Consider the following 25459-nt stretch of genomic DNA (forward strand, 5'->3'; position numbering starts at 1 on the left):
GGTTTCGTATAGCGAGCTTCGCAAGGTGTCGAGCGCGCGAGCGGTGGTTGGCGTCACCCCACCCCGCGCCTCCGGCGCGACCCTCCCCGTCAAGGGGAGGGTGGTCTCCGCAGCCGCAATGAATCTAGGCGATTTCCTTGACCGCCGAGTTCGGCGCGTCGAGCAGAAACTTTTCCACTTCGAGCGCCGCCATGCAGCCGAGCCCCGCGGCGGTGACCGCCTGACGATAGATTTCGTCGGCGACGTCGCCGGCGGCGTAGACGCCAGGCATGCTCGTGCGCGTCGTTCCAGGCTCGACGGCGATGTAGCCGGAAGGCTTGATCGTCAATTGGCCGCGGAAGAGTTCGGAGGCCGGCGAATGGCCGATCGCGACGAAGACGCCGTCCGCTTCGAGCGTGTGGATCGCGCCAGTCGCGACATTCTTGACGCGCGCTCCCGTGACGCTCAGCGGATTCTCCTCCCCGACGATCTCCTCAATCACGTGATTGAAGAGAATCGAAACGTTTTCCTGCGCGAGCAGACGCTTCACCAAGACGCGCTCGCTGCGGAATTCATCGCGGCGGTGGATGATCGTCACATGCGACGCGAGATTTGAAAGATACAGCGCTTCCTCGACCGCGCTGTTGCCGCCGCCGACGACGAGCACTTTCTTGCCGCGGAAGAAGAAGCCGTCGCAGGTCGCGCAGGCGGAGACGCCGAAGCCCTTGAACTTCTCCTCGCTCGGCAGACCGAGCCATTTCGCCTTGGCGCCCGTCGCGACGATCAGCGAATCGCAGGTGTATGACGCGCCGGAATCTCCAGTGAGCCTAAAGGGCCGTTCATCGAGATGGGCCTCGACGATGTGATCGGAGACGAGCTTTGTCCCGACATGTTCGGCTTGCAGGCGCATCTGCTCCATGAGCCATGGCCCCTGGATCGGCTCCGCGAAGCCGGGGTAGTTCTCGACCTCGGTCGTGATCATGAGCTGGCCGCCCTGGTCGAAGCCGGCGATGAGCATCGGCTCGAGCAGCGCGCGCGCGGCGTAGATCGCCGCCGTATAGCCGGCCGGGCCGGAGCCGATAATGATGACGCGCGCATGCTGCGGCATGAGGTGGCCTCGCGAGTGACGACGCCCGCAATCTAGCCATTATGAACGTCGCCGCAACCGCTCGGGCTGAAGTGAGATCGCGTCCGTCCCACCGTCGCGAGTCACATCCCGGCGATTAGCCGCGAGGGGATCGCCGCCTGCGGTTTGCCTTGGGTGAAGAGATGAGCTTTACCAGCCGCCATATCCGCCCCAGCCGCCGTAGTCGCCCCAGCAGACGTTCACCCACTGGCGCCGCCAGCCCCAATGGGTCCATACGGGACGGAGCTGATAGCAGCTGTCAGAGGCGACGTTCGAATAATAGGGCCAACCCCAACCCGCCCCCGCGCCCACGAGCCCGGCGCCGTAGCCGGGCGAAAAGGGGCGCCGCCATGGACGGTAATAGCTCCAGCCCCAAGGCCGGCCCCAGCCCGCAGGCCGGCCCCAGCCGCCCGCATCGCCGCCCCAACCGCCGCGCCAGCCGACGCCGGGCAGAACCGCGCCGCGGAAGCCGCCGCCGCCCCAGCCGAAGCCATGCCATCCGTCCCATCGCTGCGCCTTAGCGACGCCGGAATGGGCCATCAAGCCGATGAGCAGGGCGCCGGTCGCCGCCGCCGTTTTGATCGATTTAGACATGTCCGGCTCCTTTCCCGCTCTCGCTAGAAACGCGCTGGCGAACCGAAATAAGTCCCCCCACTCAGTGTCCGCCGCTGCTCCGCAGCCAGGTACATTGCGCGCCTCTCGCACAGTTCAAGCTGTTGAATATCCGACCTCCGCCCCGACGCCCGCAGGCCCGCAGGCCCGCAGGCCCGCCGCCGTAAATAATTCGATAGTGTTGCTCTTATGCAACACGTTTCACCGACGGTCCGCGAGGAAGTCTTGGCGCCAAGAGAAAATAGTAACAAGCAACAATTGAACGACGTTCAATTAAACATCGGCCCCGTCTTCTTGTTCTGTTGCCCGAGCAGTCGGTCTTTTGGCTCTGATCCAGCCTTTATTTGGTCACAGGCGATTTCTATTGGCCGAACAGCTGACGAGAAACTTGAAACAAGGAACGAAGTATTGAAAAAATTGATGTCCGCACTCTTGGTTCTCAGCGTCGCGAATGTTCTCGGCTTTGAAGCGAAGGCAAGCGAGTGGGTCGGCAAGGCGTCTTACTATCGACTTACGGGCCGAACCGCGAGCGGCGCGCATGTCGGGGCCTACACGGCCGCGCATCGGACGCTCCCCTTTGGCTCGCGGGTTCGAGTGACCAATTTGCGTAACAATCATTCCGTCGTCGTCACGGTGAACGATCGCGGCCCCTTCACGCGCGGCCGCGTCATCGACGTGTCGATCGCGGCTGCTGAAAGTCTCGGTTTCAGATCGGCTGGCGTGACGCAGGTCAAAGTCGAGCAGATCGTCGACTAATATCGCCACCACAATGCGCTGATCAGACCGCGCTCGGCCGGCGAATTCACGCCGCCGACGGCGGCGATTGCGCCGATTTGTAAAGAGAGTGAGGCGGTCGCATCGTAAATGGCGCTCAGTTGAAACTTTTGCGCAGCGACCAGGCCCGCAGCGCCGCCCCTCGGCGCGAAGGCTGAAAAGCTTTGCGCAAGAATCAGGACAGGAGCTAGCGGCCGAAAGCCTGCAGTAAAATCCGCCCGGATCTCTTCGCCATTCTGCCCGCGCGAGCGATAGCCGAGTTCCGCGTCGATGAACGCGGGCAAGCCGAAAACTTCAAAAGGCCGGCCGACGAGCAGCCGCAGGTCGGCTTGCACGGGATCGCGCATATCGAGGAAGCGCCGCGCCGCTGGTGAGGCCGCACGCACGCCAGCTTGCAGCGAGACGATATAATCGCCCCAGGTGAAAAGCCGCGTCCGCGCGCCGAGCGCGCCTAATCCCAAGCCCTCGTAACGCGGGCCCGACGGGCCGCGCAGCGACAGCGGCAATCCGGCCTTGGCTTCATCAATGAGTAGGCTGAGACGGTCATACGACGCCGCGGCGCCGTGGAAATTCATGTAGCCGCCCTCGCCGACAATCGTCAGCCAGTCGAAGAGGCCATGCTCGACGTATACGCGAGACTCGAATTTCCGATAGGAGGGCGCCTGGATCAGGCGTCCGTAAGAGTCATAGGCTTTGCGCGCATCTGCGAACGTCGTCGTGACGATCGCCTGTCCCTTGCCCGACGGCATCAACCATGCGCCAGCCCAAGCCGACGGCGCCGCGATGGCCGAACAAGAAACAAATAAAACCGCCGACGCACGCATCGCGCCACGTAAAACAAGAGTCCGGCCGCTCCCGGCGGCCGGAGCGCCTTATAACGCCGGAAGGATGCGGTCAGTTGACAATCAGCGGTCGCGCTTACGCCCCGACATGGGCATGCACGTCGCGTCCGCCGTGACGCTGCATGATCTCCATCGCCGCGCGCTCGCGCTCGTCGTTCCAGACACGGGCCCAAAGCAGTAGCCCGCCGTGTTTCAACTGCGACTGCGCCCAATTGGCCTGGCGGTCGCCGACGACCTTCGAAATCATTAGACCCGCGACGCCGGCGGCGCCGCCAGTCAGCAGGCCAATGGCGATAGCGCTCGTAAGCGATAGGCCAAACGCCAGGGCGAGCCCCGCGCCAATGATCACGCCCACATAGAAGAGAACGCCGACGATCGATGCCTTGCCGATATTGAGCGACTCGGTGTCGATATACGGCGTGCGCGGAGCCGCCGGACTGTCTTCGAGCTCGCCGGCGTTCACCTCCTTGTCGCCGAGCTTCTGTCGGACTTTGTCCTCTTCGGCGAGGAGGCTGATCTCCGAACGGTCAAAGCCGCCGGTAAGAAGATCGTCGATCGCCGACTGCAGCTTATCGACCGTGTCGAAAACCCCTACGACCTCGCGCAGCTCGTGCCGTTCTTCGGGTGTGGGAACTTTGCTTGCTTCCATGTCCGTGCTCCCTGCGCGGCGATTGGCGCGCGGCCGCGCTCTTGATGCTTAAAGGGAGCAGCGCGGCCGCTCTTCAAGAGGCGTCAGCGCAGGAAAATCGTGAGAGCTGAGTTGAAATGGAGGGGCGAACGTTTACGCCCCATTGCCGGTGAAATTGCGCGGCGCCGGCGAGATGATCTTCGCCGATCCGCCGCCGATCTCCAGCACCGACAGGCCGCGCTCATTGCCGCCGTCCGGCTTGAAGCGGAACACGCCGTCAGCGCCGTTAAACCCGGAGGGATTGGTCAGCACGCTTTCCGAATAGCGTTGCGATCCTTGCGAGCGCGACAGCGCTATGGCGAGCGAGACGGCGTCGTAGGCGAGCGTCGCGACGCGCGCAGGGTCGGAGCCGTATTTGGCCTTGTAACGCTGCGCGAAGGCGTTGAAGCCGGCGTTTTCCGGCGCCGTAAACCAGGCCCCCTGCAGCGCCGGAAGGCTCAGCGTGCGCGCGTCGTTCCAGAGGCCCGTGCCGAAAATCTGTACTTTCTTGGAATCGAAGCCGTTCGCCACAAGCTCCTTCGACACCACCTGCATCGCCTCGGCCTGTTCCGGAATGAACAGCGCATCGAACTGATCGCGCACGGCGGCGAGACGCTTCACCGAGTCGCCCGGCGCGCCCGGCTTGTAGCGCTCGATTACCGGCACGCGGATACCATAGGTCGCGGCGCTTTGCTGAAATTGCGCCATCGCCAGCGTCCCATAGTCGTTTTCGGGAACGAGCGCCGCGATCGACTTCTTGCCGTGCTGCGAAGCGAAACTGACGCCCCGGTCGACATAGCCCTCGACCGGGAAGGACAAGAGATAGCTGCCGCGGCCCGCCGCCGAGGAGTCGGTTGAGAAGGCGATCATCGGCTTGTTGGCGGCGCGCGCGACGCGGCTCGCCTCCTTGACGCCGGCGCCGAACACCGGGCCGAGAATGATTTCGGCGCCCTCATTGATCGCCGCCTGAGTCGCCGCGGCGGCGCCCGACGGCGTCGAGCGGTCGTCTTTGACGAGGATCGTCACGTCATTCTCGCCGCTATCGGCATAGGCGAGCTTTGCGGCGTTAAGCAGCGACGCGCCAACGGAGGAAGGTCCAGATGGGCCCGTCAGAGGCACGATCAGCCCGATCTTCACCGCGCCGGTCCCGATCGTTTCGCCTTCCCCAGGCGCGACCTGCGTCGAGGCGCTCAACTTCAGGTCGCGCGCGCCTGGCGCCCAGGGTCCGGCTGTGGGATTGCAGGCCGCGAGCAGCGCCGCCAAGCCGAGAAGCGCGGCATGTTTCATCACGGCCCAGCGGCTTGGCGCGCTGGCGCGCGCGTGAGAAGACAATGTCGGCATGAAATCCCCCTGCGACCAAGGCTCCCGCCACGGCGCGGCTATTTGTGCGCTAAGGTCCGGGTCCCTGGCCGAAAGTCAATAGACAGGCCATTTGGAAGAATTGCGGCCTCGCGCGCAGTGAGCGCTTGTCCTCTTTATCGAACACACGGTATCTTAAAAAGAACGAACATTGGCGACGCCCATGAATATCGAGGCTGCTTCCCCGCCTTCCGCGAGCTACACCGCCTTCGGCCTGCGGGCCGAAGCCGAGAGAATCGAGCCCGGACTACATCTGGTCGCGACGCCGATCGGCAATCTAAAGGACATTTCCTTTCGCGCTCTTTCAACCCTCGCCGCCGCGGACGCGGTGATCGCGGAGGATACGCGAGTCACCAAGACTCTGCTTGCGCATTACGGGATTTCAACGCCGCTCGTCGCCTATCATGAGCACAACGCCAAGGTCATCCGCCCGCATCTTTTGGCGCGGCTCGAGGCCGGCGCGAAGCTCGCGCTCGTTTCCGACGCCGGCACCCCGCTCGTTTCCGACCCTGGGTTCAAACTCGTGCAGGAGGCGCTCGAAAAGGGCGTGCATGTGACGTCGGTGCCCGGCCCTTCCGCAGTGCTCGCGGCGCTGGTCGTCGCCGGACTACCGACCGACCGTTTCTTTTTCGAGGGCTTTCTGCCGCACAAGAGCGGCCCGCGCCGAGCGCGACTCGCCGAACTTGCGCAAATTCCCGGCACGCTGGTGTTTTTCGAAAGCCCGCGCCGATTGGTCGAAACGCTCGCCGATTGCGCGGCGGCGCTCGGCAAACGCGACGCGGCGATCGCGCGCGAACTGACGAAAATGTTCGAGTCGGTCCGGCGCGGCGCGCTTGATGAACTCGCGGTTGCGCTTGCCGAGGAGGAGCCGCCGAAAGGCGAAATCGTGCTGCTCGTCGCGCCGCCCGGCGCTGGAGCGGCAGAGGCGGCGGCCGCCGATCTCGACGCCAAAATCGAAGAGGCGCTCACAGCGCATTCGGTGAAGGACGCTGCAAGCGTGGTTTCAGCGGCGACCGGCCAGCCGCGGCGGCAGGTTTACGCACGGGCGCTGGAGCTCGCGGCTGCGAAGCAGCACAGCGAAGGTTAGGTGCGCCCGCCCAGTTCCTTCAAAAAAAGTTCCGATGGTCTTAGGTGAGCTCCTTGGCGGACGTTTTTTGCCGGCGAAATCTGTCAAACTGTTGGACTAAATTCCTGTACGTAAATGAAGAGACGCCGAGTTATTGAGGGATTCATTGGATTCAAAAATCGATTTGTCAGCCCTGCGGCGGATTTACGCGCGTCAAATCCTGGCCCGCGCAGGAATCAGAAATAACCAAGCGTTGGAGGAGGCGTTTGCCGCCGTTCCCCGAGAGAACTTTCTGGGACCGCCACCCTGGGAGCTACTTCCCGTCTATTTCGATCGGAAAGGCGTGATCACAGACGATCCGGCTCTTCTGTACCAAGATGTGCTGGTTAGCCTCCAAGGGCATCGTTTCGTCAACAATGGATGCCCTGCCCTTCATGCCGCTCTTCTTCATGCCGTCGCAGTTCGACCTGGCGAGCGTGTCACGCACATAGGAGCCGGGACTGGTTACTACTCAGCGATCCTTTCTCATCTGGTAGGCACAACGGGCCAAGTGACAGCGATAGAACTGGACGCCGAACTCGCCGACCGCGCACGAATCTCGTTGGCCGCCTTCGCCAATGTCTCAGTCGTTCGCGACTATGGCTCGAAATGGCCTCAAGAAGAGGCGGATGTCGTATACGTCAACTTCGGCGTGGGCCGCCCTGCAGACGCTTGGATTGAAAACCTAGCCAAGGATGGACGGCTGATGTTTCCCTTAACCGCTGTCACCTCCGCCATTATGCCGAAAAACAATCAGAGGACTGGCGAAATTGGAAATGGCCCCGCCCTTTTGGTGACACGGCACGGCGTCGGCTTCGCAGCAAAATCGTTGGGTCCGGTCGCCTTCGTTCACGCGGAAAGCGATCTTGCAGTAACAAACGAAGAGAATGAGCGTCTGCTGACAACGCTTAAGAAGCGAACGGCGGGCTTTATTCGTTGCCTCAAATGGCGCGAATCCATCGTCGCTCCTGAACGCTATTGGCACATCGGTCGCGGTTGGGCGCTAGGATATGACGAGCCCTGATAACAAGTCCTAGATTGGAGTTTATTGCTTGAACAGCGACTCCAACTCCCGCCGCGCCGCACATGTCTATGGCCTACGCGCCGAGACGGCGGCGACCTTATGGCTGCGGGCGAGGCTCTATCAAATCCTCGCGCGTAATTTTCGGGCGCATGGCGGCGAGATCGACATCGTCGCGCTGCGGGGCCGCACGATCGTCTTCGTCGAAGTGAAAGCGCGCGGCGATCTCGATAACGCCATCATCGCGATCACGCCGCAAAAACAAAAACGCTTCTCGCTCGCGGCAGGCCGCTGGCTCGCCGCGAACCCTTGGGCGATGACCTATACGCTGCGGGCCGACGCCATTTTCGTTGCGCCGCGCAGGCTGCCGCGTCATCTCGAAAACGCTTTTGAGCTGCGCGTCGGCTGACGAATAGAGCGGGCCTCACCAGGTCTGGATAAACCGCCGCTCGAAACCCTCCAGCGCCACCGCTGTGAGCACGCCGCTACTCACGGCGCGGGTGTCGAGATTGATCCGGTTCGGCAAATCCTCGACATCGCGATGCGGCGTATGCCCGTGCACGACCACCTTCCCGAAGGACTCGCTGCAATCGAGAAACCCCTCGCGAATCCACATCAGATCATAAGGGTCCTGCAGATGCAGAGGCCGGCTTCGCCGCACGCCGGCGTGGCAGAAGAAATAGCCGCCATATTCCGCCCACAGCCGGGTCTCTTCGACAAATTGACGATGCTCGCTCGGAAAATGCGCGAGAAATTTTTGCCGAACGCGCGACGCTCCGCCGAGCGCGACTTCCTGGCCGGCGTCGACGCCATAGGAATGCAACGTCGTGAGCGCGCCATTCGTCACCCAATCGTCGAGCGCCGCAGAGTCGTCGAGGAAGCGCAGCAGCGCCTCTTCGTGGTTGCCGCGCAGCGTGACGATCGGCGTGGGGAAATCTCCGACTGACAAGCGCTTCAAAACGCCGTTCGGGCCTAATCCGCGGTCGATATAGTCGCCGACGAAAATCGTCACCGCCTGTCGGCAAGGGTTTGCTGCGAGGTCTTCCGCGATCGCTTCAGAGAGAACGTGCAGAAGATCGGCGCGGCCATGGATATCGCCGATCGCGTAAAGGCGCATGCCGGGCGGCGCCTGGGCGGTTCTCAAAGCGGAAGGGAATGAGCGCGTCGTCATGGCTTCTTTCATTTACCGTCCCGAAGCGCCTCGACGAGCAGATGGGTCAGGCAGTCGGATGAAGGATTGTTTCCCTTACCCTCATCCTGAGGAGCCGTCCGCAAGTCGGGTTTACGCGACTTGCGGGTTTAACGTCGATCTCGGGCGGGCCCGAGATCGATGGCGGCGTCTCGAAGGACGAGGGTAAGGAAAAAATACGCGAATTCGGGCTTCCTCGTCCTTCGAGACGCGTGCTGCGCACGCTCCTCAGGATGAGGGAGCCCTTCACCCGATCGCCCTGGCGGATAGGGTGGCCTCATTGGCGAGGAAGTCTGTGGTTCTTTCCACTCACTGCCTTGGCGCCAGACAATGCAGCCAGACGCCGAACGGGGAAACGGGACGGGCGAGAGAGAGCATGCGGAATTTGACAAAGATTTTTATTTGCGCGGCTCGCCTTACGCTGATCCTTGCGTCTGCCCTGACCTTCACCATCGCGCCCGCACATGCCGAGACGCCGGACGAAACTTTCAAGGCGCTTGGTCTTTCAAAGAGCGCTTCGCCCAAAGAACTCTATGACGCGCTGACCAAGCGCTACTACGACGAATCGCAAGGGGCCGGCAAAGGATCGCTCTCGAAATATTGGGAGCCGATTCCGATCTCGAAATATCTTAATCCGCACGACTTCTATAAGCCGCCGCAGACGATCGACGTCGATGCGCAGCGCGCGCAATGCGTCGAATGCCATCAGCAGGCGACGCCCGGCTGGACGCATAGCTGGAAGGGCAGCGTGCACGGCAATCTCGACGCGATCCGCAATCTGCCCGACTCGGATGCGCGCGCCTATAAGAAGGCGATGATCACGGAGGTCGAGAACAATCTCCGCTCGATGGGAACGCTCAAGGCCGGCGAAACGCTCAAAGAAGTCAGCTGCATCGACTGCCATATGGGAGTCGGCAAGGAGCATGGGCAGCACAAGACTGAACTGAAAATGCCGGACGCCGCCGCCTGCGGACAGTGCCATGTGCAGCAATTCGCCGAACGCGAGTCAGAGCGCGACACTTTCACCTGGCCGCAGGATCAGTGGAAGCCGGGCCATCCGTCACATGCGCTATCGATGAAGGCCAATGTCGAGAACGCCGTGTGGGCGGCGATGGAGCAGCGCGAAGTCGCGGAAGGCTGCACCTTCTGCCACACGCCGCAGACGACGTGTAACTCCTGCCATACGCGCCATGAATTCTCCGCCGCGCAGGCGCGCAAGCCGCAAGCCTGCGCCATCTGTCACAACGGCGTCGATCACAATGAATTCGAAGGCTACATGCTTTCGAAGCACGGCACGATCTATCAAACGCGCGGCGATACATGGGACTGGAACGTCCGCCTCGCCGACGCAATGGAAAAGGGCAAGATGAACGCCCCGACCTGCGCCTTCTGCCACATGGAATACGAAGGTAAGTTCACGCACAACATGGTGCGCAAGGCGCGCTGGGCCTTCGTGCCGATGCCCAAGATCGCGGAAAACCTGAACCACCCTTGGTTCACGCAGCGCAAGGAGTCATGGGTTTCGACCTGCTCCAACTGCCATTCCGACAGTTTCGCGCGCGCCTATCTCGACGGCATGGATAAGGGCATCATCTCCGGTCTCGACATCACCGAGAAAGCGCGCAGCGTCCTCGTAAAGCTCTATAACGACAGACTGCTGCCCGGCCAGACGACGAACCGTCCGGCGCCGCCGCCGCCGGAAAAGGACGACGTCGGCGGCTTCTTCCAGCTCTTCTGGCAGAAGGGCAATAATCCGAGCGCCATCGAATATGTCTTCGCCGATATGTGGGAGCACCATCAGATCAAGCACTATAAGGGGCTCGCGCATATGAACCCCGGCGGCTACACCTATACCGAGGGCTGGTCGCAGCTCATTGGCGCGGCGGCGAAAATCAATGACGAGGACACGCGGCTGCGCGAAGCCGCCGAATTCCGCGCGGAACTGAAGCGCATCTCCGGCCAGAAGCGCGGCGACCTCGATCTTGATTCGCCGACGCGGCGCGCCTGGGCGGGCGGTCTGGGGCTCCTCGCCATGCTTGCCGGCGCCGGCCTGTTGGTGCGTCGGGAGCGCAAGAGCGGGTGAGCGTCCCGCTTGTCGTTCCGGCGCATGAGCGCGCGGACAAAAAACCTCGCCGCTCGGCCTCGTCGCCAAAATGCATTATGTTCGCGCAAGGAATCGGCGTCGAGCGCCGAGGAGACCCTATGCGAGAACTTGTTGCATCGCCCCACAATCCTATCCCTGACGGCGCCGCGGTCTATGCTCTGAGGACGCGGGACGGACGCAACTTGCGCGCCGCTGCTTTCCCTTGCAGCGAGAGGGCGCGCGGCACAGTGGCGTTGTTTCAGGGCCACAATGAATTCATCGAGAAATATTTCGAGACAATCCAGGATTTACGCAGGCGCCGACTCGACGTGGTCGCGCTCGACTGGCGCGGTCAGGGCGGCTCTGAACGCGAACTCGACGACCCGCGCAAGGGACATATTGACGACTTCTCGCAATATCAGCGCGACCTCGATGTTTTCATCACACATGTTCTGAGCGATCGGCCGCAACCCTGGTTCGCCCTCGCCCATTCGATGGGCGCGGCCATCATGCTCGACGCGGCGCATTCGGGAAGAACGCCGTTCCAGCGTTTCGTGCTGACCGCGCCCATGATCGATCTCGCTAATTTGCGCTTTCCGCGTGCGACGCGGTGGCTCGCCGACACCCTCGACATGTGCGGATTTGGCGGAATGTACATCCCAGGGGGGACTGGCGCTTCCTTTATCGAGAAGCCCTTCAAAGGGAATCTTTTGACCACCGATCCCGTTCGCTTCGAACGAAACGCGGCGATCCTCAGGTCGGCGCCGCAGCTCGCCATCGGCGATCCGACAATCGGCTGGGTAAACGCCGCATTCCGACTGATGAGAGGCTTCGAGTCGCCCGACTACGCGCGCAGAATCCGTGCGGCCGTCCTGATGTTTGGCTGCGGGCGCGAGATGATCGTCTCGAACGCCGCGATTGAACGTTTCGCGCTAAATCTCAATAGCGGCGCTCTCGCGATGATCCCCGGCGCCAAGCACGAACTCATGATGGAGCGCGATGAGTTTCGCAGCCAGTTCTGGCGCGCTTTCGACGCCTTCATTCCGGGAGAGGTTTATGTCTCCTAGAGCGCGCTGCGAAAAAGTGGAATCCGGTTTTTCGCTTAAAGCGCGCTCTAAATTTCTAAGATCGATCACGTTATCTGCATTTGGGCGATTCCGCCTAAATGCAGCGTGATCTATGCGCGGAGCAGCTTTAACGCTTCCTCGTGCAGCGCCGGATCGCCCGCTGCAATGATGGCGCCTCCCGGCGCCGCGGCGCCGCCTTCCCAATTGGTGACGACGCCGCCCGCGCCCTCGATGATCGGAATCAGCGCGACGATGTCGTAAGGCTGCAAATTCGTCTCGATGACCAGATCGACATGGCCAGAGGCGAGCGCGCAATAGGCGTAGCAATCGCCCCCATAACGCGAAAGCCGCGCTGCGCGCTCGACGCGATGGAAATTGTCGCGCAGCGCCGGGTCGATCAACTGTGGCGAGGTGGTCATCAGCGTCGCCTGCGCGAGCTTGGAACAGCAGCGCGTTGCAAGTCTTCGCGTCTCGAGCGCCCCGCGCGCGCCATCCGCCCCCCTCGACGGGCCGCGCCAATGCGCAGCCTCCCCGTCGCCGAAGAAACGCTCACGGGTGAACGGCTGGCTCATTAGGCCATAGCAGGGCCGGCCGCCATGGGTGAGGCCAATCAGCGTGCCCCAGAGCGGCAAGCCGCAGATGAAGCTCTTGGTGCCGTCGATCGGATCGAGCACCCAGACATATTCGGCGTCTTCGCGTAACTGGCCGAATTCCTCGCCATAAATGCCGTGGCCGGGAAAGGTCGTTTCGATTAAGCGCCGCATGGCGAGTTCTGCGGCGCGATCGGCTTCCGTCACGGGATCGAAAGCCCCGCCATGCGCCTTGTCGTCGGCGGCGAGCGCCGTCCGAAAGAAGGGCATGATCGCTTCCGCCGAAACATCGGCGAGATGCTCAACGAATTTCTCAAAATCGACGGCGGTCATGCCAGCTCCAGGCGGGCCCCTCGAGCGTCCAGCTACTCGGCCGCCGCCCGCCGTTCGCCGCCCAAAATCTCGCCCAAGTCTTCGCGCCGCGCCACCGCCGCCAGAACGTCTCCGAGATCGCGGGCCACAGTGTCGAAGCGCTCGTTCTTCTGGAGCGTAGACTCGTCCATGTAAAGACCGCGCGACACTTCGATCTGCAGCGCGTGCCAACCGGCGGCGGGCTTGCCATAGTGCTCGGTGATAAAGCCGCCCGCGTAAGGACGGTTGCGCATGACATGATAGCCGCGGGCGCGCAACCGATCTTCTATAACGTCGACCAGTCCGGTGGAGGCGCTCGCGCCGTAACGATCGCCGATAACGAAATCCATACGCCGCTTGTCGCCTCGCGCCGCCAGCAGCGGATCGCGCGCCCCCGTCGACGGCATCGAATGGCAGTCGATCAGCACGGCGAGGCCAAAACGAGATGCGGCGCGCTCCATCAATTCACGCAGGGCGGAATGATATGGCTTGTAGAGGCTATCGATCCTCCGCAACCCCTCGTCGAGCGTGAGGCGGCTTTCATAGATTTCGCGCGCGTCGGCGACCACGCGGGGAATCGTGCCTAGTCCCGCGGCAACGCGCAGCGAACGCGTGTTGGCGAAAGCCGGCAAGGCCCCGTCGAAGAGCTTGGGATCGAGTTCGTAAGGTTCGCGATTGAGATCAAGGTAAGCGCGAGGAAAGCGCGCCCGCAGCAAAGGCGCCCCGATGGACGAGGCCGCAGCGAAGAGATCGTCGACATAGGCGTCTTCGGAACGGCGCAAGGTCGCCGTATCGAGCGGCGATGAGGCGAGAAAATGCGCTGGATAGATCCGGCCCGAATGCGGCGAGGAAAAAACCAGGGGCGAAGTCAGCTCGTCTGGCTCGATGGTGTCGAAGGCGCGCTCGAACTCCGGCTCACAGCAAGAACTCGCCACCATCTTCGTTTCGCGCGATTCGCGCATGCGATCGTTCATTCGCTCGTCCCGGTCCCGCGTCGCAACAGCCTTATTCAATCAAGCGCCGGCCTGGCGGATGGGCCTCGATAAAGGATGGCGCTTCACGCTATATTGGGCGCTAAGTTAACGCGCCGCCACCTCGGTTTCATCTGAAATTTAGAAATATCAGGCGATATGGCAAAAAACCCGCGAGGATGGCGATGAACGATAGGCTGGCTACACGAATTCTGCTTGCTGAAGACGACAACGACATGCGGCGTTTTCTAGTAAAGGCTTTGCAACAGGCCGGGTTTTCGGTCACCTCGTTCGATAATGGGCTTTCCGCCTATGATCAGCTTCGGGTCGAGCCCTTCGAACTTCTCCTGACCGACATCGTCATGCCTGAGATGGATGGAATCGAACTCGCCCGCCGCGCGACTGAGCTCGATCCGGACATAAAAGTCATGTTCATCACCGGCTTCGCCGCCGTCGCGCTCAATCCGGACAGTCGCGCGCCGCGACAGGCAAAAATCCTCTCCAAGCCGTTTCATCTGCGGGATCTGGTCACCGAGGTGCAGAGGATGCTCGCCGCTTAGGCTAGCCGCAGGCTTCGCAGATCGCCGCGACGTGGCGGTCATCTGTCCCGCAACAGCCGCCGAGGATGCGCAACCCCGGATAATGCTGGCGCAGCTTGGAACACCTGCGGCCGAGATCGAGCGGATCGCCGGAATCGAGCGTGTCCGATCGATCGAGCTCGGCGTGACTCTTTGTCGAGGCGTTGGCCTTGGCCCCGAAGAGCCGCTTCATCCATGGCTCGTCTGCCGACAGCGCCTGCTCGAAATGCGTCGGATGGGCGCAATTGATCATGTAATAGGCGGGCGCCGTTTGGGTCTCGCGGTCTACCGCCTCGATGGCGTCGCGCAAGCTAAGGCCGCCGATGAGCTTGCCATCAGTCTCCACGGTGAAGGAAATTGAGCATGGCATGCCGAGCGCGCGGGCCGCGCGCGCGACGCCGATCGCTTCCTCGACATCATTTAATGTATAGGAGGCCACCATATCGGCCTCTGTTTCGGCGAAGGCCGCGATCTGCGGCGCGTGGTAGTCCTCCGCTTCTTTCGCGCTCATGCGCCCTGCGGCGTAGCCGTCTCCGCGAGGACCCATGACCCCGGCAATGACGATCGGCGTTTCCGTCGTTTCCCAGGCTTCGCGAAGTTCTTCCAACAGCATGATCGAGAACGTGTTGATGCGCTTCAAATCTTCCGCGCCGTAGCCGAGCTTTGCGCCCCAGTCGCGGTTGGCCCGCCAAGTCGGCGTATCCAAGATGAGCCCGAGGCCGTGGCGGCGCGCGATGGCCAGGTAACGCTCGTAATAGTCGCGCAGCCGCGTCCGCCCCTCCTCGCTGTCGAGCAGAACGAAAGATGCGAAATGCGGCAGGTCGACGCCCTCATGGAAAATAAGCGTCGTTTCCAGGCCGCCATCGCTGATAAAGAGAGCGGGTTCCAGTTGCGGTAGATCGGCCCGGTATTTGGCCATTTTCTCTGTTCCTCGCTTTCGGCGCTTCGGCGCGCCGCCCAAGGGGCAACTTGCCCATTTGCCCGCATTGCGTTATCAGCGCCGTCAAATTCGCTTGTTTCGACCGGCCTACCTCGCGCCGCAGCGGCGCGGGGCTTTCAGCCGTTTCTATCGCAGTAAGGATGCGTCGCCATGAAAAAGGACATCCACCCCAATTATCATTCGATCAAGGTCGTCATGACCGACGGCACGGAATATATGACCCGCTCCACATGGGGTAAGGAGGGGGACACGATGCATCTCGACATCGACCCCAAGACACACCCCGCCTGGACAGGCGGATCGACCCAGCTCCTCGACCGCGGCGGCCGGCTGTCGCGCTTTAACTCCCGGTTCGGAAATATTTCGTTCGGCGGAAACAAGGGCAAGAAGTAACAGGGCGGCGGATGAACCGCAGCCCCAATCGCCAGTCAGAATATTAGCGGGCGAAGGCTTCTCGCAGCCTTGCGATCTGCGCCTCAACCGGGCGCAGCGCCGATGCGGGCCCGGCGGACGCAGGCTGAGGCGCATAGATCAGCCGGTCGAGATGAATGATCCGCGCCTGCAGACGCAGCGAGTGCAATGAGAGCTCGCGCAGGCGCTCAGGCAGCCGCTGGAAGACGTCTGGAGCGGAGGCCAGCTCCTGCTCACGAAGCTTTACGCGATGGCGATTGCTCGCCGCCTGATGGCGCGTCAGTTCCCCCTGATTTACCGCCCTCTGTAGCAAGAGCCAGGATGCGATCTGCATCAGCCGGGTCGTCAGCCGCATGCTCTCGGCCGCATAGGCGAGAGCTTCCACTCGCGCCAGAGCTTTGGACTCCAAGCGCCCGTCGCCATCGAGATAAAAGGCCGCCTCCTCCACAAGAGTCATGCTCTCGCGGAATAGAGCGCAAAACCCTTCGGATCCCGCAAGCTTTTCAATGAAAGAGACCGGCTGCTGTTTTTCTCCGGCGCTGCCTGTGACTCTAGCCATACGACGCTCACGCAAGTTCGGCGCGACAGCGCCTTCGATGCGCGGACAGTAGCGCAGGCGACCGAGCGGCGCGCGCTTAGCCTTTCCTTAACCTTAATTGGGATTGGGCCTCGCCCAGTGGCGCAAAAAGAGAGCCGCAAAGCGGCTCTCAAGGCTTCTTGACAGGGAGGCATCAAGGACGAGTGGAGAAGAAGCCACTCGGACATCCCACTGAAGGGATACATCGAAACTAAAAGACAAATTATTAATATAGGGTTAACACCCGCTTGAAATCGTGACTTTTCCAAATGTTTTTGCCTCCGTCGCGAAGCAAAAAAAGAGACTGGCCCTGCGGCGAAATCTGGCGCATTTGAACAAAGCCTTAGCGTTCCTCCGGAACGTCCCGCCGCGCTCAAGAGCGCGGAACCTCCCGCAATCATCCTCCTAGGCTCTTTCCGAATGATTCGCTCCGCCTTGATGAATGTGATGACCGCCGCCGCTCTGAAAGCGGGCCGCGGCCTCAAACGCGACTTCGGAGAGGTGGAGAACCTGCAAGTCTCGGTGAAAGGTCCAGGCGATTTCGTCACAGCGGCCGACAAGCGGGCCGAAAAAACCCTGTTTGAAGAGCTGTCAAAGGCGCGCCCCGGCTACGGCTTTGTTATGGAGGAAGGCGGCATTGTCGAAGGGTCGGACAAGAGCCATCGCTGGCTGATCGATCCGCTCGACGGCACCTCCAACTTTCTCCATGGCCTACCGGTCTTCGCCATCTCCGTCGGCTTGGAGCGTGAAGACCGTCTCGTCGCCGGCCTTGTCTACAATCCCGCTACTGACGACATGTTCGTCGCCGAGCTCGGCCAGGGCGCTTATTACAACAATCGCCGCATGCGCGTCGCGGCGCGACGCTCGCTAGGCGAGTCCATGATCGCCTGTGGAATACCGCCGCTTGCGCGCGCGCGCGATCATGAGTCCTTCAAACGCGAGCTCGCGGCCGGCATGGGGAAAATCGCCAACATCCGGCGCATGGGCGCCGCCGCGCTCGATCTCGCGATGGTCGCCTGCGGCCGTTTCGACGGCTACTGGGAGCGCGGCATCAACTCTTGGGACGTGGCGGCAGGAATCGTGCTCGTGCGCGAAGCCGGCGGCTTCGTGAGCGATTTTTCGGGAGGCGCCGACATGCTTGCGAAGGGCGAGATATGTGCGGGCAACGAGACGATCCACCGTCAGTTGCTCGACCTAATGAGGAAGGCGTGAACGCCCTGCCCGCACATACGCCGCCTAAGCTGCGCTTGCGCGTTGACGACGACTGGACCTCGATTCTCGATGTCTGGGTCGCTTCCTGGCGGGCCACTTATCCAGACATCGACTTCGATCTGCGCCGTGACTGGCTCGTGCGCCACATTCAAGAACTCGAAGCGGCGGGGGCGGCGACGCTCTGCATGTTCGACGCACAGTCGGCGCTTGTCGGCTTCGTCGTGATTAACCCGACCGATGGCTGGCTCGATCAGATTTGCGTCGCTCCCGATCGATTTGGCGCCGGCTTTGGGGCGTCGCTCCTGTCCGCAGCGCGAAATGTCTCGCCGAATCTTATTCGGCTTGATGTCAACGCCGACAACGCTCGCGCCATCCGCTTTTACGAAAGCAACGGATTCTTGCGCGTCGGGCGGGGCGCCAACACGTTGTCCGGACGCGAAACCATCATGATGGAATGGCGCCCGCGGGGAGAATGACAATCTCGCGGCGCAGGGTTTCAATTGAATGTCTTGCCCTATAATATGGCTGCGCAATCGAGTTTCGGCCGAACGATCTTGCTCTCTCGTCTCAAGACGCGCGGCGCCTGACCTTCCCCAAAGCTTCGACTGACTGAGAACGCAGCAATTCCGCAGCGTTCCGCACGATTTAGAAGGAAAAGGCCATGCCTACAGGCGCGGTTAAATGGTTCAACGCACAAAAGGGCTTCGGATTCATCCAGCCGGACGCGGGCGGGCAGGATGTCTTCGTGCACATCAGCGCTGTCGAGCGGGCTGGTCTCGACGGCCTCGCTGAAGGCCAGAAGGTTGCTTACGAACTCGTCGTGGATAAGCGTAGCGGCAGATCTTCAGCTGATCAGCTGCAACTGCAGGATTAGCCTTTCGGCGCGTAGCCCTGCTCGCCGAGATGCGCAATACGGATCATGTTCGTCGCGCCGGGCGTGCCGAAAGGCATGCCGGCGACGATGATCACACGGTCGCCGGCGACGCCAAAACCTTCGCTCTCCGAATATTCGCAGGCGCGCCCGACCATGTCTTCGATGTCGGTGGCGTCGCGCGTTTGGAGCGCATGCACGCCCCAGACAAGCGCTAAGCGGCGGGCGGTGTCGCGCTTGGGCGTCAGCGCAAGAATCGGCGACTGCGGCCGTTCGCGCGCAATGCGCAATGCCGTCGAGCCAGACGACGTCCAGGCGATGATCGCTTTCGAATGAAGCGTCTGCGCGACGTCGCGCGCCGCGACGGCGATGGCGTCGGCTGATGTCGGATTAGGCAATTCGCCGCGCTGGGCGTTGATGATCGAGCGGTAGATCGCGTCAGTCTCAACCTCTTCCGCGATCCGGCTCATGGTCGCGACAGCTTCGTGAGGATATTGCCCCGCCGCGCTTTCGGCCGAAAGCATGACGGCGTCAGCCCCTTCAAAGACTGCTGTCGCGACGTCGGACACTTCGGCGCGCGTCGGCAGCGGCGAGAGGATCATGGATTCGAGCATCTGCGTCGCGATCACGACGGGCTTACCCAGCCGTCGCGCCGACCGATTGATGCGCTTTTGAAGTCCAGGCACGCGCTCAAGAGGCACTTCAACGCCGAGATCGCCGCGCGCCACCATCAGCGCGTCGGAAACTTCGATCACTTCTTCAAGCCGCGAAATCGCCTGAGGCTTCTCGATCTTCGCCATGACCAGCGCTCGGCCTTGGGTGATTTGCTTCACCTCGAGGACGTCTTCAGGACGCTGGACGAAGGAAATCGCCACCCAGTCGACGCCCTCTTTCAGCGCGGCGTCGAGATCGGCGCGATCCTTGTTCGTCATCGACGTAATGGGGATTTCCGTGTCGGGCAGACTTACGCCCTTCCGGTTCGAAAGCCGCCCGGCGACGTCGACGACGGCGTGCGCCCGCTCCGGAGACGTTTCAACGACATGAAGCCGCACCCGCCCATCGTCGATGAGGATCGAATCATTGACCTTGAGCGCGGCTAGGATCTCTGGATGCGGCAGCCGCACGCGGGTTGCGTCGCCGGGTTTCGGATCACTGTCGAAGACAAATACGTCGCCCTTGCGCAGATGCACGGAGCCTTCCTCAAAGGCTCCGATGCGCAGCTTGGGGCCCTGGAGATCGACAAGCACGGCGATCGCCCGCGACATGTCGTTTTCGATTTCACGGATCATCCGGACATAGCTGGCAAGCCCGGCATGATCCGTGTGGCTCATATTGATGCGGAAGACATCGGCGCCGGCGCGCACGAGTCCCGCTATGACCGCCTTGTCGACCGTCGCCGGTCCAAGCGTTGCGATGATCTTGACGCGCCGCGACCTTCTCATGATCAAAACGTTCCTGAACTGGGTTATTGCGCCGGCGTGGCGTTGGGGTCGGTGAGCTGAACCGTCCAGCTCTTTGCGTCCCGTCCCGTATCGATCTCGAAGAATCCGGTTCGATCAAAACCGCGCGCGAAACAGTCCTCTCTACCGTCAATGCGGAATTCCCGATCGCGCGTGCACATGAAGGCTTTGCCCTTCCACTCGCCGCCGCGTTCGTCCATCGCATAGACATAGTAATATTGCGCCGCGAGCGGACCCCGCAGAAGCGTCTCGCAAACGCTCGGACGAAGGTTCCACCAGCCTTCCGATAACCAGTTACGCCCGTCGGTGTAGGCGATGGCGACGCTCACTCGCCCGCTCGTGTTGTTGCACAGACGAAAGTCTGCGCGCGCCGACCCAGCGGCGCTAAACGTAAGAGCGGCAACAAGAATGGCGCGTCGAATCATATCTTTAGCGTGGCCTGGAAGGGGCTGAAGACAAGGCGTCGGCAACGCGACGCTGCAGGCGGTTCTGCAAACCATGCTTGGTGGTCTTTGTCCACCCCGCGACGTCGAAGCTTGGCGCCCTGCCCGCCGCGGAGCTGCACGCCACAACCGTCGGAACAAAGCAAGACGCCTGTTGTTTTAGGACGCGTGTGCGCTTGCGTTCCCGGGAGGCAGGACATGGATAAAACTGAAGTCATCTCCACCTTGAACGAACTTGCTGAAATCAGCCGCGACGGCGAGCAAGGGTTTCTGGCTGCGGCCGAAGACGTCCAAAACCCGACGCTGAAGGCTGTGTTTCGGACGGCGGCCGCGCGCTGCGCGGAAGGCGCCCGTGAGCTTGAATCGAAGATCGTCAGCTTAGGCGGCGAGCCATCGCGAGGCGGCTCCATGACCGGCGCGATGCACCGCGCCTGGACGAATCTGCGGGCCGCGCTGGCCGGCCGATCGGAACGCGCGGTGCTTGAGGAGGTCGAACGCGGCGAGGATGCGGCCAAGGACGCCTATCAGCAGGCGATCGCGCAGCCTCTCCCGCCCGAGATCAGATCCATAGTCCACCGCCAGTACCAGGGCGTGAAGGAAAATCACGATCGCGTGCGCAGCCTGCGCGACGCGGCGTGACGCCTCTATAAAGAAGTGGCGCTTCGCGCGTCACTTCTTCTCCTGCAGAAGCTGTGCGGCGCGAAGGGCAAAATAGGTCAGAACGCCCGAAGCGCCTGCACGCTTAAAGCCAAGCAGGCTTTCAAGCATGGCGCGCTCACCGTCGATCCAGCCGTTCTGCGCGGCCGCGGTCAGCATCGCGTATTCACCCGACACCTGATAGGCGAATGTCGGCGCTCGGTAGACGTCGACGACGCGCCGCACAATATCGAGATAAGGCATTCCAGGTTTCACCATCACCATATCGGCGCCCTGCTCTAGATCGAGCCCAACTTCCCGCAGCGCCTCGTCTGAATTGGCGGGATCCATCTGATAGGTTCGCTTATCGCCTCGCAGCGTCTTGCTTGTTCCGATCGCGTCGCGGAAGGGTCCGTAGAACGCGGATGCATATTTCGCCGCGTAGCTCATGATCTGGACATTCTCAAAACCCTCGGCGTCGAGCGCCTTGCGGATCGCCTCGACTCTGCCGTCCATCATGTCCGAGGGCGCGATAATGTCCGCGCCGGCGCGCGCCTGGGTCACCGCCTGTCGCGCAAGCACGGCGACGGTCGCGTCATTGACTATCTCGTCGCCGACGAGAAGGCCGTCATGCCCATGGCTCGTGTAGGGATCGAGAGCGACGTCTGTAATCAGGCCGATGTCAGGAACAGCGCGCTTGATCGCGCAGCATGCGCGGCAGACGAGATTTTCTGGATCGAGAGCCGCGCTCGCGCTCTCGTCGCGCAAGTCGGGGTCGGTATAGGGAAAGAGCGCAACAGCAGGAATGCCAAGCGCGGCCGCCTGCGCCACAGCTTCAACCGCCGCATCGACCGAGTAACGGAACACGCCGGGCATCGAGGACACCGGCTCGCGCCGAGCGGCGCCGTCGATCAAGAAGATCGGCCAGATGAGATCCGAAACCTCGAGCGAGCTTTCTCTGACGAGGCGGCGCGCCCATTCGCTCTTGCGATTCCTGCGCGGGCGCTGAAGCAAGCTCAGCCGCGCTGCTGCTTCAACAGGCCTTTCTGCATCGTTCATGGCGCCTTCGCTGCCTCCACTCGCTAATGTGTGCGCTTTTTCTTCCGCCGATCGCCGTGACCCGCTTCCGAGGCGGACGGGCTTCAGGCTATAGAGGGATAACGGCCGTTGCGCTTGCGCGAGGAAAAACCATTGAAAATCGGCTCGCGCAACCCTTCCTCGAACCGCTTCGCGCGTGAGGTGGCGATCGCCGCCGGCGCCTTCCTCACTGCAAGCGCGTCGCTGGCGCAGGTCAAGCCCGCGGCGCCGACTCCGCCGACACGATCGGCTCCCGCGCAGCAAAGGCAAGGAACGCCCTCGCCTCAGCAGGAGATGCGGCAGCCAGCGCGTCAGCCTAGTCCCCAAGACGCCGCTCCGCCGCCGCCAACTGCAAAGCCTGCTCCGCAGCCGGCTCAACCGCCGGGAGTCAGCACGCTCCCGCCACCGCAAACGCCGCCTCCGGTCGATACGAGTCAGCCGCCGCCTTCTCTGCCTCGCGCGCCGCGCGCCAAGATGCGCGCCTGCGCCGAGGAATGGGACAGGATGAAGCGCGAATCAAAAGAAGGCTTGCCGATGTGGCGCGATTTCGCGACGGAATGCTTGACGCGCTAATCGCCTGAAGCGAGCAAAGCGACGGCCGCGCCCAAAATGCAGTGAGCTGAAAATACTATCGCCCGGGACGCGCCTTACATAGACGCGCGGCCCCCGGGCGATGAGTGCGTGAAGCGGGCTTGCGATGACGCGAAACGATCAATCGCGCAGGCGCAAGCGCTTCGACTTACATGCTTTCCGATGGAGCCGCCGGCGTTGGCGCCTTCATCTTTCGTGGGGCACGCTTCTTCGCCGCACCCTTGCGCGCGCCTTTCTTAGCGCCGGCTTTCCTGGCGCCGCCGCGCTTTTTCGTCGCCGCCTTACGGACGCCCTTGCGGGCCGTCTTCTTCGCAGCGGACTTTCGCGTAGCCTTGCGGGCGCCCTTCTTGGCCGTCGACTTCTTCGTCGCAGCCTTCCTCGCGGCTTTACGCGCACCCTTCTTCGCCGCAGCCTTCTTGGCCGGCTTACGCTTCATTGTAGCTCTCGCCATAATAAGTCCCCTTATCCGAATTGCCGGAGCAATGTTCGACCGACAATACGCTCAAATAGCGTAACGCGGTTAATCACTCGTTCAAGTGCTGCGCGCGCAGAAGTGATCAACGCAACGCATGGCAAGCCATGTTGAGCGCCGTCGCGAGACAAGCAAAACGACCATGAAGCTGCTTTGCGAACGCTTCGACGAGACTATCTCGAGAGGTTTGCGCGCGCGCTTTTACTGGCGCCGATCTGTGATCGAAATTGGCTGACGATGTCCGCTTCAAAGTCGTTTTCGGACGTGCTAGCGCATGCGCCGACGGAGGCGCTAATGAGGTTCAATTACTTGATTTGCCTTTGTATCCTCGAACAGTTGCATTGCGTTTGCGCCATGCGCGATGGATCATCCGAGTCATATCGTGGCACGATAGAATTTTGCGGAATGGGCTTGCGGCAGATAGGCAAATTGGCGCTGGCGGAGCGGCTGAAGGCGTCGCGCGCCGCATGAGGCCGCGTGCGCGAGCAGGAGCGTAACGAAGGCGTGCAGGAGGAGAAAAAAAAATTGTGGTCAGCGCCGCTGAATCGAAGAAAATCGACGCGCGACGCCTCCATTTGGAGAAGAATCGCGCAACGCGCGTCGCAAACTGATTCGTTTTCGTGCCGAAATGCGCGACGTCAGACGCCCAATTTGTGCTTGAGCAGCTCGTTTACCGCCTGCGGATTCGCCTTTCCGCCGGTCTGCTTCATCACCTGTCCGACGAACCAGCCGAGCATGGTCGGCTTCGCCTTCGCCTGGTCCACCTTGTCGGGATTGGCCGCGATGACGGCGTCGACGGCGGCTTCGATGGCGCCCGTATCGGTCACCTGCTTCATGCCGCGCGCTTCGACAATCTCCTTCGGGTCGCCGCCTTCAGTCCAGACGATCTCGAAAAGATCCTTGGCGATCTTGCCCGAAATGACGCTCTGCGAAATGAGATCGACGATCGCGCCCAAGGCCTTCGAAGACACGGGCGAGCTCGCAACGTCGAGTCCTTCCTTATTCAGGCGGCCGAACAACTCGTTGATCACCCAATTCGCCGCAAGCTTGGCGTCGCGGCCCTTCGCTGTTTCCTCGAAATAATCGGCCGCGGCCCGCTCCATCACGAGCACGCCCGCGTCATAAGGCGGCAAGCCGTACTGCTCGATGAAGCGCGCGCGCTTTGCGTCCGGCAATTCTGGCAATTGCGCCTTCAAGGCGTCGACATAAGGCTGATCGAACTCGAGCGGCAACAGATCAGGGTCGGGGAAGTAGCGGTAATCATGCGCCTCCTCCTTGGAGCGCATCGACCGCGTCTCTCCCTTGCTCGGATCGAAAAGACGGGTCTCCTGCTCGATCGAGCCGCCATCTTCCAGAATGCCGATCTGACGGCGCGCTTCAACCTCGATCGCCTGGCCGATGAAGCGAATGGAGTTCACATTCTTGATTTCACAACGCGTGCCGAGCGGGTCGCCGGGCTTGCGCACCGAAACGTTAACGTCGGCGCGCAGCGAGCCCTGCTCCATGTTGCCGTCACAGGAGCCGATGTAACGCAAGATCGTCCGCAGCTTTGAAACATAGGCGCGCGCCTCCTCGGCCGAACGCATGTCAGGCTTCGAGACGATTTCCATCAGCGCGACGCCGCTGCGATTGAGATCGACGTGGCTCTCAGTCGCCGAAAGATCATGCAGCGATTTGCCCGCGTCCTGCTCGAGATGCAGACGCTCGATGCCGACCATGATGCGCTCGGTTGGCGACACATCGACGATGACCTCGCCCTCACCGACGATCGGATACTTATACTGGGAGATCTGATAACCCTGCGGCAGGTCCGGATAGAAATAGTTCTTACGATCAAAGACCGAACGCAGGTTGATCTTGGCCTCAAGACCGAGACCCGTGCGGATGGCCTGTTTGACGCACTCCTCATTGATCACCGGCAGCATGCCCGGCATGGCGGCGTCGACGAGCGAGACGTGATCGTTGGGAGCGCCGCCAAACTCGGCCGAAGCGCCGGAGAAGAGCTTGGCGTTGCTCGTCACCTGGGCGTGAATCTCCATCCCGATGACGACTTCCCAGTCGCCGGTCGCGCCCTTGATGAACTTGGTGGGAGCCGCCTGTGTCGCCATTATCTGCCTCGCTAAACTTGCATCTTCCATATAAACCACCCCTTGCGGGAGCGGAACGGCCGGCGCGAAGCAGAGGAGACGCAGGCGAGATGGCCACGAATGGGAATTCTGACAACGGCCGCAGGAAAGGGCTTATCCGTCGTATGCATAGCGCGCCCCGCTACGTGAGCATTCCAGTCGGCGTAGGCTTAATCCTTGGGGGAACCATTCTTGCGCCGCTTCCCATCTTCGGGGTCTGGATGTTTCCTGTCGGCCTCGCAATCCTCGCTCCGCACTCGCCCGGCGCTCACAGGCTGTCGCGGCGTTTCCACTGGTGGTCGCTGAAGTGCCTGCGTTGGTCAATCCGT

At 61.9% G+C, this 25459-nt stretch carries 28 protein-coding genes; 13 read left to right on the forward strand and 15 right to left on the reverse strand.

Annotated elements, in window-relative coordinates; genetic code table 11:
- Nucleotides 1-124: 124 nt before the first annotated feature.
- Both trxB and FEV16_RS12680 read right to left on the reverse strand, forming a co-directional pair.
- Complete coding sequence (gene trxB, locus FEV16_RS12675; protein ID WP_138167999.1) at nt 125-1087, reverse strand: thioredoxin-disulfide reductase; 963 nt, start codon at nt 1085-1087, stop codon at nt 125-127.
- 168 nt (nt 1088-1255) lie between these two features.
- Nucleotides 1256-1699, reverse strand: a complete 444-nt coding sequence (locus FEV16_RS12680) for a hypothetical protein (protein WP_138168000.1) — start codon at nt 1697-1699, stop codon at nt 1256-1258.
- Nucleotides 1700-2137: 438 nt separating this feature from the next.
- On the opposite strand from FEV16_RS12680, the gene FEV16_RS12685 reads away from it, so the two are divergent.
- Complete coding sequence (locus FEV16_RS12685; RefSeq protein WP_138168001.1) at nt 2138-2473, forward strand: septal ring lytic transglycosylase RlpA family protein; 336 nt, start codon at nt 2138-2140, stop codon at nt 2471-2473.
- Here FEV16_RS12685 and FEV16_RS12690 read toward each other — a convergent pair.
- From FEV16_RS12690 to FEV16_RS12700, 3 genes are all read right to left on the reverse strand, one after another.
- Nucleotides 2470-3240: a hypothetical protein gene (locus FEV16_RS12690; RefSeq protein WP_246657311.1), complete on the reverse strand. Its 771-nt coding sequence runs from the start codon at nt 3238-3240 to the stop codon at nt 2470-2472. The two genes, FEV16_RS12685 and FEV16_RS12690, sit on opposite strands and share 4 nt — an antisense overlap.
- Nucleotides 3241-3409: 169 nt before the next feature.
- Nucleotides 3410-3982: a hypothetical protein gene (locus FEV16_RS12695; RefSeq protein WP_138168003.1), complete on the reverse strand. Its 573-nt coding sequence runs from the start codon at nt 3980-3982 to the stop codon at nt 3410-3412.
- Between the two features lie 132 nt (nt 3983-4114).
- Nucleotides 4115-5341 (reverse strand): penicillin-binding protein activator, encoded by a 1227-nt coding sequence (locus tag FEV16_RS12700; protein ID WP_138168004.1) that lies wholly within the window; start codon nt 5339-5341, stop codon nt 4115-4117.
- Between the two features lie 181 nt (nt 5342-5522).
- Here FEV16_RS12700 and rsmI point away from each other — a divergent pair, with 181 nt between their 5' ends.
- The 3 genes from rsmI (at nt 5523) to FEV16_RS12715 (ending at nt 7894) form a co-directional block, all read left to right on the forward strand.
- Entirely contained in the window at nt 5523-6446 is a 924-nt protein-coding gene (gene rsmI, locus FEV16_RS12705; protein ID WP_138168005.1) for a 16S rRNA (cytidine(1402)-2'-O)-methyltransferase, read from the forward strand.
- Nucleotides 6447-6609: 163 nt separating this feature from the next.
- On the forward strand, nt 6610-7488 hold the full coding sequence (locus FEV16_RS12710) for a protein-L-isoaspartate O-methyltransferase (RefSeq protein ID WP_281404857.1): 879 nt from the start codon (nt 6610-6612) through the stop codon (nt 7486-7488).
- Nucleotides 7489-7516: 28 nt separating this feature from the next.
- Complete coding sequence (locus tag FEV16_RS12715; RefSeq protein WP_138168007.1) at nt 7517-7894, forward strand: YraN family protein; 378 nt, start codon at nt 7517-7519, stop codon at nt 7892-7894.
- Between the two features lie 15 nt (nt 7895-7909).
- Here FEV16_RS12715 and FEV16_RS12720 read toward each other — a convergent pair whose 3' ends face one another.
- On the reverse strand, nt 7910-8656 hold the full coding sequence (locus FEV16_RS12720) for a metallophosphoesterase (protein ID WP_138168008.1): 747 nt from the start codon (nt 8654-8656) through the stop codon (nt 7910-7912).
- Between the two features lie 394 nt (nt 8657-9050).
- Here FEV16_RS12720 and FEV16_RS12725 point away from each other — a divergent pair, with 394 nt between their 5' ends.
- Both FEV16_RS12725 and FEV16_RS12730 read left to right on the forward strand, forming a co-directional pair.
- Nucleotides 9051-10757: a multiheme c-type cytochrome gene (locus FEV16_RS12725; RefSeq protein ID WP_138168009.1), complete on the forward strand. Its 1707-nt coding sequence runs from the start codon at nt 9051-9053 to the stop codon at nt 10755-10757.
- 119 nt (nt 10758-10876) lie between these two features.
- Nucleotides 10877-11824 (forward strand): alpha/beta hydrolase, encoded by a 948-nt coding sequence (locus tag FEV16_RS12730; RefSeq protein ID WP_138168010.1) that lies wholly within the window; start codon nt 10877-10879, stop codon nt 11822-11824.
- 110 nt (nt 11825-11934) lie between these two features.
- Here FEV16_RS12730 and hisN read toward each other — a convergent pair whose 3' ends face one another.
- Both hisN and FEV16_RS12745 read right to left on the reverse strand, forming a co-directional pair.
- The gene (hisN, locus tag FEV16_RS12740) at nt 11935-12747 is read right to left on the reverse strand and encodes a histidinol-phosphatase (RefSeq protein WP_138168011.1); all 813 of its coding nucleotides are present in this window, start codon (nt 12745-12747) and stop codon (nt 11935-11937) included.
- A gap of 32 nt (nt 12748-12779) precedes the next feature.
- Nucleotides 12780-13739: an N-formylglutamate amidohydrolase gene (locus FEV16_RS12745; protein ID WP_138168012.1), complete on the reverse strand. Its 960-nt coding sequence runs from the start codon at nt 13737-13739 to the stop codon at nt 12780-12782.
- A gap of 182 nt (nt 13740-13921) precedes the next feature.
- Between FEV16_RS12745 and FEV16_RS12750 the strand changes: the two genes are divergently transcribed.
- On the forward strand, nt 13922-14296 hold the full coding sequence (locus tag FEV16_RS12750; protein WP_171015222.1) for a response regulator: 375 nt from the start codon (nt 13922-13924) through the stop codon (nt 14294-14296).
- A gap of 1 nt (nt 14297) precedes the next feature.
- On the opposite strand, the gene FEV16_RS12755 is transcribed toward FEV16_RS12750, so the two are convergent.
- A complete protein-coding gene (locus FEV16_RS12755) occupies nt 14298-15233 on the reverse strand; it encodes a homocysteine S-methyltransferase family protein (protein WP_138168013.1) in 936 nt (311 codons plus the stop codon).
- Between the two features lie 171 nt (nt 15234-15404).
- Between FEV16_RS12755 and rpmE the strand changes: the two genes are divergently transcribed.
- Nucleotides 15405-15647 (forward strand): 50S ribosomal protein L31, encoded by a 243-nt coding sequence (gene rpmE / locus FEV16_RS12760; protein WP_138168014.1) that lies wholly within the window; start codon nt 15405-15407, stop codon nt 15645-15647.
- A gap of 43 nt (nt 15648-15690) precedes the next feature.
- Here the strand turns inward: rpmE and FEV16_RS12765 are convergent, their stop codons facing one another.
- Complete coding sequence (locus FEV16_RS12765; RefSeq protein WP_138168015.1) at nt 15691-16224, reverse strand: DUF1465 family protein; 534 nt, start codon at nt 16222-16224, stop codon at nt 15691-15693.
- 438 nt (nt 16225-16662) lie between these two features.
- Between FEV16_RS12765 and FEV16_RS12770 the strand changes: the two genes are divergently transcribed.
- From FEV16_RS12770 to FEV16_RS12780, 3 genes are all read left to right on the forward strand, one after another.
- A complete protein-coding gene (locus FEV16_RS12770; RefSeq protein WP_138168016.1) occupies nt 16663-17454 on the forward strand; it encodes an inositol monophosphatase family protein in 792 nt (263 codons plus the stop codon).
- A complete protein-coding gene (locus FEV16_RS12775) occupies nt 17451-17930 on the forward strand; it encodes a GNAT family N-acetyltransferase (protein ID WP_246657312.1) in 480 nt (159 codons plus the stop codon). Before FEV16_RS12770 ends, FEV16_RS12775 begins: the two co-directional genes overlap by 4 nt.
- Nucleotides 17931-18115: 185 nt before the next feature.
- On the forward strand, nt 18116-18328 hold the full coding sequence (locus FEV16_RS12780) for a cold-shock protein (RefSeq protein ID WP_138168018.1): 213 nt from the start codon (nt 18116-18118) through the stop codon (nt 18326-18328).
- Here the strand turns inward: FEV16_RS12780 and pyk are convergent.
- Entirely contained in the window at nt 18325-19767 is a 1443-nt protein-coding gene (gene pyk / locus FEV16_RS12785; RefSeq protein ID WP_138168019.1) for a pyruvate kinase, read from the reverse strand. The genes FEV16_RS12780 and pyk overlap by 4 nt on opposite strands.
- 23 nt (nt 19768-19790) lie before the next feature.
- Nucleotides 19791-20210, reverse strand: coding sequence for a DUF1036 domain-containing protein (locus FEV16_RS12790; RefSeq protein ID WP_138168020.1), 420 nt, complete (start codon nt 20208-20210; stop codon nt 19791-19793).
- Between the two features lie 216 nt (nt 20211-20426).
- Here FEV16_RS12790 and FEV16_RS12795 point away from each other — a divergent pair, with 216 nt between their 5' ends.
- A complete protein-coding gene (locus FEV16_RS12795) occupies nt 20427-20867 on the forward strand; it encodes a PA2169 family four-helix-bundle protein (RefSeq protein ID WP_138168021.1) in 441 nt (146 codons plus the stop codon).
- A gap of 30 nt (nt 20868-20897) precedes the next feature.
- On the opposite strand, the gene hemB is transcribed toward FEV16_RS12795, so the two are convergent.
- A complete protein-coding gene (hemB, locus tag FEV16_RS12800) occupies nt 20898-21923 on the reverse strand; it encodes a porphobilinogen synthase (protein ID WP_138168022.1) in 1026 nt (341 codons plus the stop codon).
- Between the two features lie 132 nt (nt 21924-22055).
- Here hemB and FEV16_RS12805 point away from each other — a divergent pair, with 132 nt between their 5' ends.
- Complete coding sequence (locus FEV16_RS12805; protein WP_138168023.1) at nt 22056-22514, forward strand: hypothetical protein; 459 nt, start codon at nt 22056-22058, stop codon at nt 22512-22514.
- A gap of 166 nt (nt 22515-22680) precedes the next feature.
- Here FEV16_RS12805 and FEV16_RS12810 read toward each other — a convergent pair whose 3' ends face one another.
- The gene (locus FEV16_RS12810; RefSeq protein ID WP_138168024.1) at nt 22681-22968 is read right to left on the reverse strand and encodes a histone; all 288 of its coding nucleotides are present in this window, start codon (nt 22966-22968) and stop codon (nt 22681-22683) included.
- A gap of 674 nt (nt 22969-23642) precedes the next feature.
- On the reverse strand, nt 23643-25112 hold the full coding sequence (gatB, locus tag FEV16_RS12815; RefSeq protein ID WP_138168025.1) for an Asp-tRNA(Asn)/Glu-tRNA(Gln) amidotransferase subunit GatB: 1470 nt from the start codon (nt 25110-25112) through the stop codon (nt 23643-23645).
- Nucleotides 25113-25459: the final 347 nt, after the last annotated feature.

The sequence above is a fragment of the Methylocystis sp. B8 genome (assembly GCF_005771425.1).
GTDB lineage: Bacteria > Pseudomonadota > Alphaproteobacteria > Rhizobiales > Beijerinckiaceae > Methylocystis.

Excerpts from the sequence above, each read along its gene's own strand:
- trxB (WP_138167999.1), bottom strand. The coding sequence starts at position 1,087 with ATGCCGCAGCATGCGCGCGTCATCATTATCGGCTCCGGCCCGGCCGGC.
- FEV16_RS12680 (WP_138168000.1), bottom strand. The coding sequence starts at position 1,699 with ATGTCTAAATCGATCAAAACGGCGGCGGCGACCGGCGCCCTGCTCATC.
- FEV16_RS12685 (WP_138168001.1), top strand. The coding sequence starts at position 2,138 with ATGTCCGCACTCTTGGTTCTCAGCGTCGCGAATGTTCTCGGCTTTGAA.
- FEV16_RS12690 (WP_246657311.1), bottom strand. The coding sequence starts at position 3,240 with ATGCCGTCGGGCAAGGGACAGGCGATCGTCACGACGACGTTCGCAGAT.
- FEV16_RS12695 (WP_138168003.1), bottom strand. The coding sequence starts at position 3,982 with ATGGAAGCAAGCAAAGTTCCCACACCCGAAGAACGGCACGAGCTGCGC.
- FEV16_RS12700 (WP_138168004.1), bottom strand. The coding sequence starts at position 5,341 with ATGCCGACATTGTCTTCTCACGCGCGCGCCAGCGCGCCAAGCCGCTGG.
- rsmI (WP_138168005.1), top strand. The coding sequence starts at position 5,523 with ATGAATATCGAGGCTGCTTCCCCGCCTTCCGCGAGCTACACCGCCTTC.
- FEV16_RS12720 (WP_138168008.1), bottom strand. The coding sequence starts at position 8,656 with ATGACGACGCGCTCATTCCCTTCCGCTTTGAGAACCGCCCAGGCGCCG.
- FEV16_RS12725 (WP_138168009.1), top strand. The coding sequence starts at position 9,051 with ATGCGGAATTTGACAAAGATTTTTATTTGCGCGGCTCGCCTTACGCTG.
- FEV16_RS12730 (WP_138168010.1), top strand. The coding sequence starts at position 10,877 with ATGCGAGAACTTGTTGCATCGCCCCACAATCCTATCCCTGACGGCGCC.
- hisN (WP_138168011.1), bottom strand. The coding sequence starts at position 12,747 with ATGACCGCCGTCGATTTTGAGAAATTCGTTGAGCATCTCGCCGATGTT.
- FEV16_RS12745 (WP_138168012.1), bottom strand. The coding sequence starts at position 13,739 with ATGAACGATCGCATGCGCGAATCGCGCGAAACGAAGATGGTGGCGAGT.
- FEV16_RS12750 (WP_171015222.1), top strand. The coding sequence starts at position 13,922 with ATGAACGATAGGCTGGCTACACGAATTCTGCTTGCTGAAGACGACAAC.
- FEV16_RS12755 (WP_138168013.1), bottom strand. The coding sequence starts at position 15,233 with ATGGCCAAATACCGGGCCGATCTACCGCAACTGGAACCCGCTCTCTTT.
- rpmE (WP_138168014.1), top strand. The coding sequence starts at position 15,405 with ATGAAAAAGGACATCCACCCCAATTATCATTCGATCAAGGTCGTCATG.
- FEV16_RS12765 (WP_138168015.1), bottom strand. The coding sequence starts at position 16,224 with ATGGCTAGAGTCACAGGCAGCGCCGGAGAAAAACAGCAGCCGGTCTCT.
- FEV16_RS12770 (WP_138168016.1), top strand. The coding sequence starts at position 16,663 with ATGATTCGCTCCGCCTTGATGAATGTGATGACCGCCGCCGCTCTGAAA.
- FEV16_RS12780 (WP_138168018.1), top strand. The coding sequence starts at position 18,116 with ATGCCTACAGGCGCGGTTAAATGGTTCAACGCACAAAAGGGCTTCGGA.
- pyk (WP_138168019.1), bottom strand. The coding sequence starts at position 19,767 with ATGAGAAGGTCGCGGCGCGTCAAGATCATCGCAACGCTTGGACCGGCG.
- FEV16_RS12790 (WP_138168020.1), bottom strand. The coding sequence starts at position 20,210 with ATGATTCGACGCGCCATTCTTGTTGCCGCTCTTACGTTTAGCGCCGCT.
- FEV16_RS12795 (WP_138168021.1), top strand. The coding sequence starts at position 20,427 with ATGGATAAAACTGAAGTCATCTCCACCTTGAACGAACTTGCTGAAATC.
- hemB (WP_138168022.1), bottom strand. The coding sequence starts at position 21,923 with ATGAACGATGCAGAAAGGCCTGTTGAAGCAGCAGCGCGGCTGAGCTTG.
- FEV16_RS12810 (WP_138168024.1), bottom strand. The coding sequence starts at position 22,968 with ATGAAGCGTAAGCCGGCCAAGAAGGCTGCGGCGAAGAAGGGTGCGCGT.
- gatB (WP_138168025.1), bottom strand. The coding sequence starts at position 25,112 with ATGGCGACACAGGCGGCTCCCACCAAGTTCATCAAGGGCGCGACCGGC.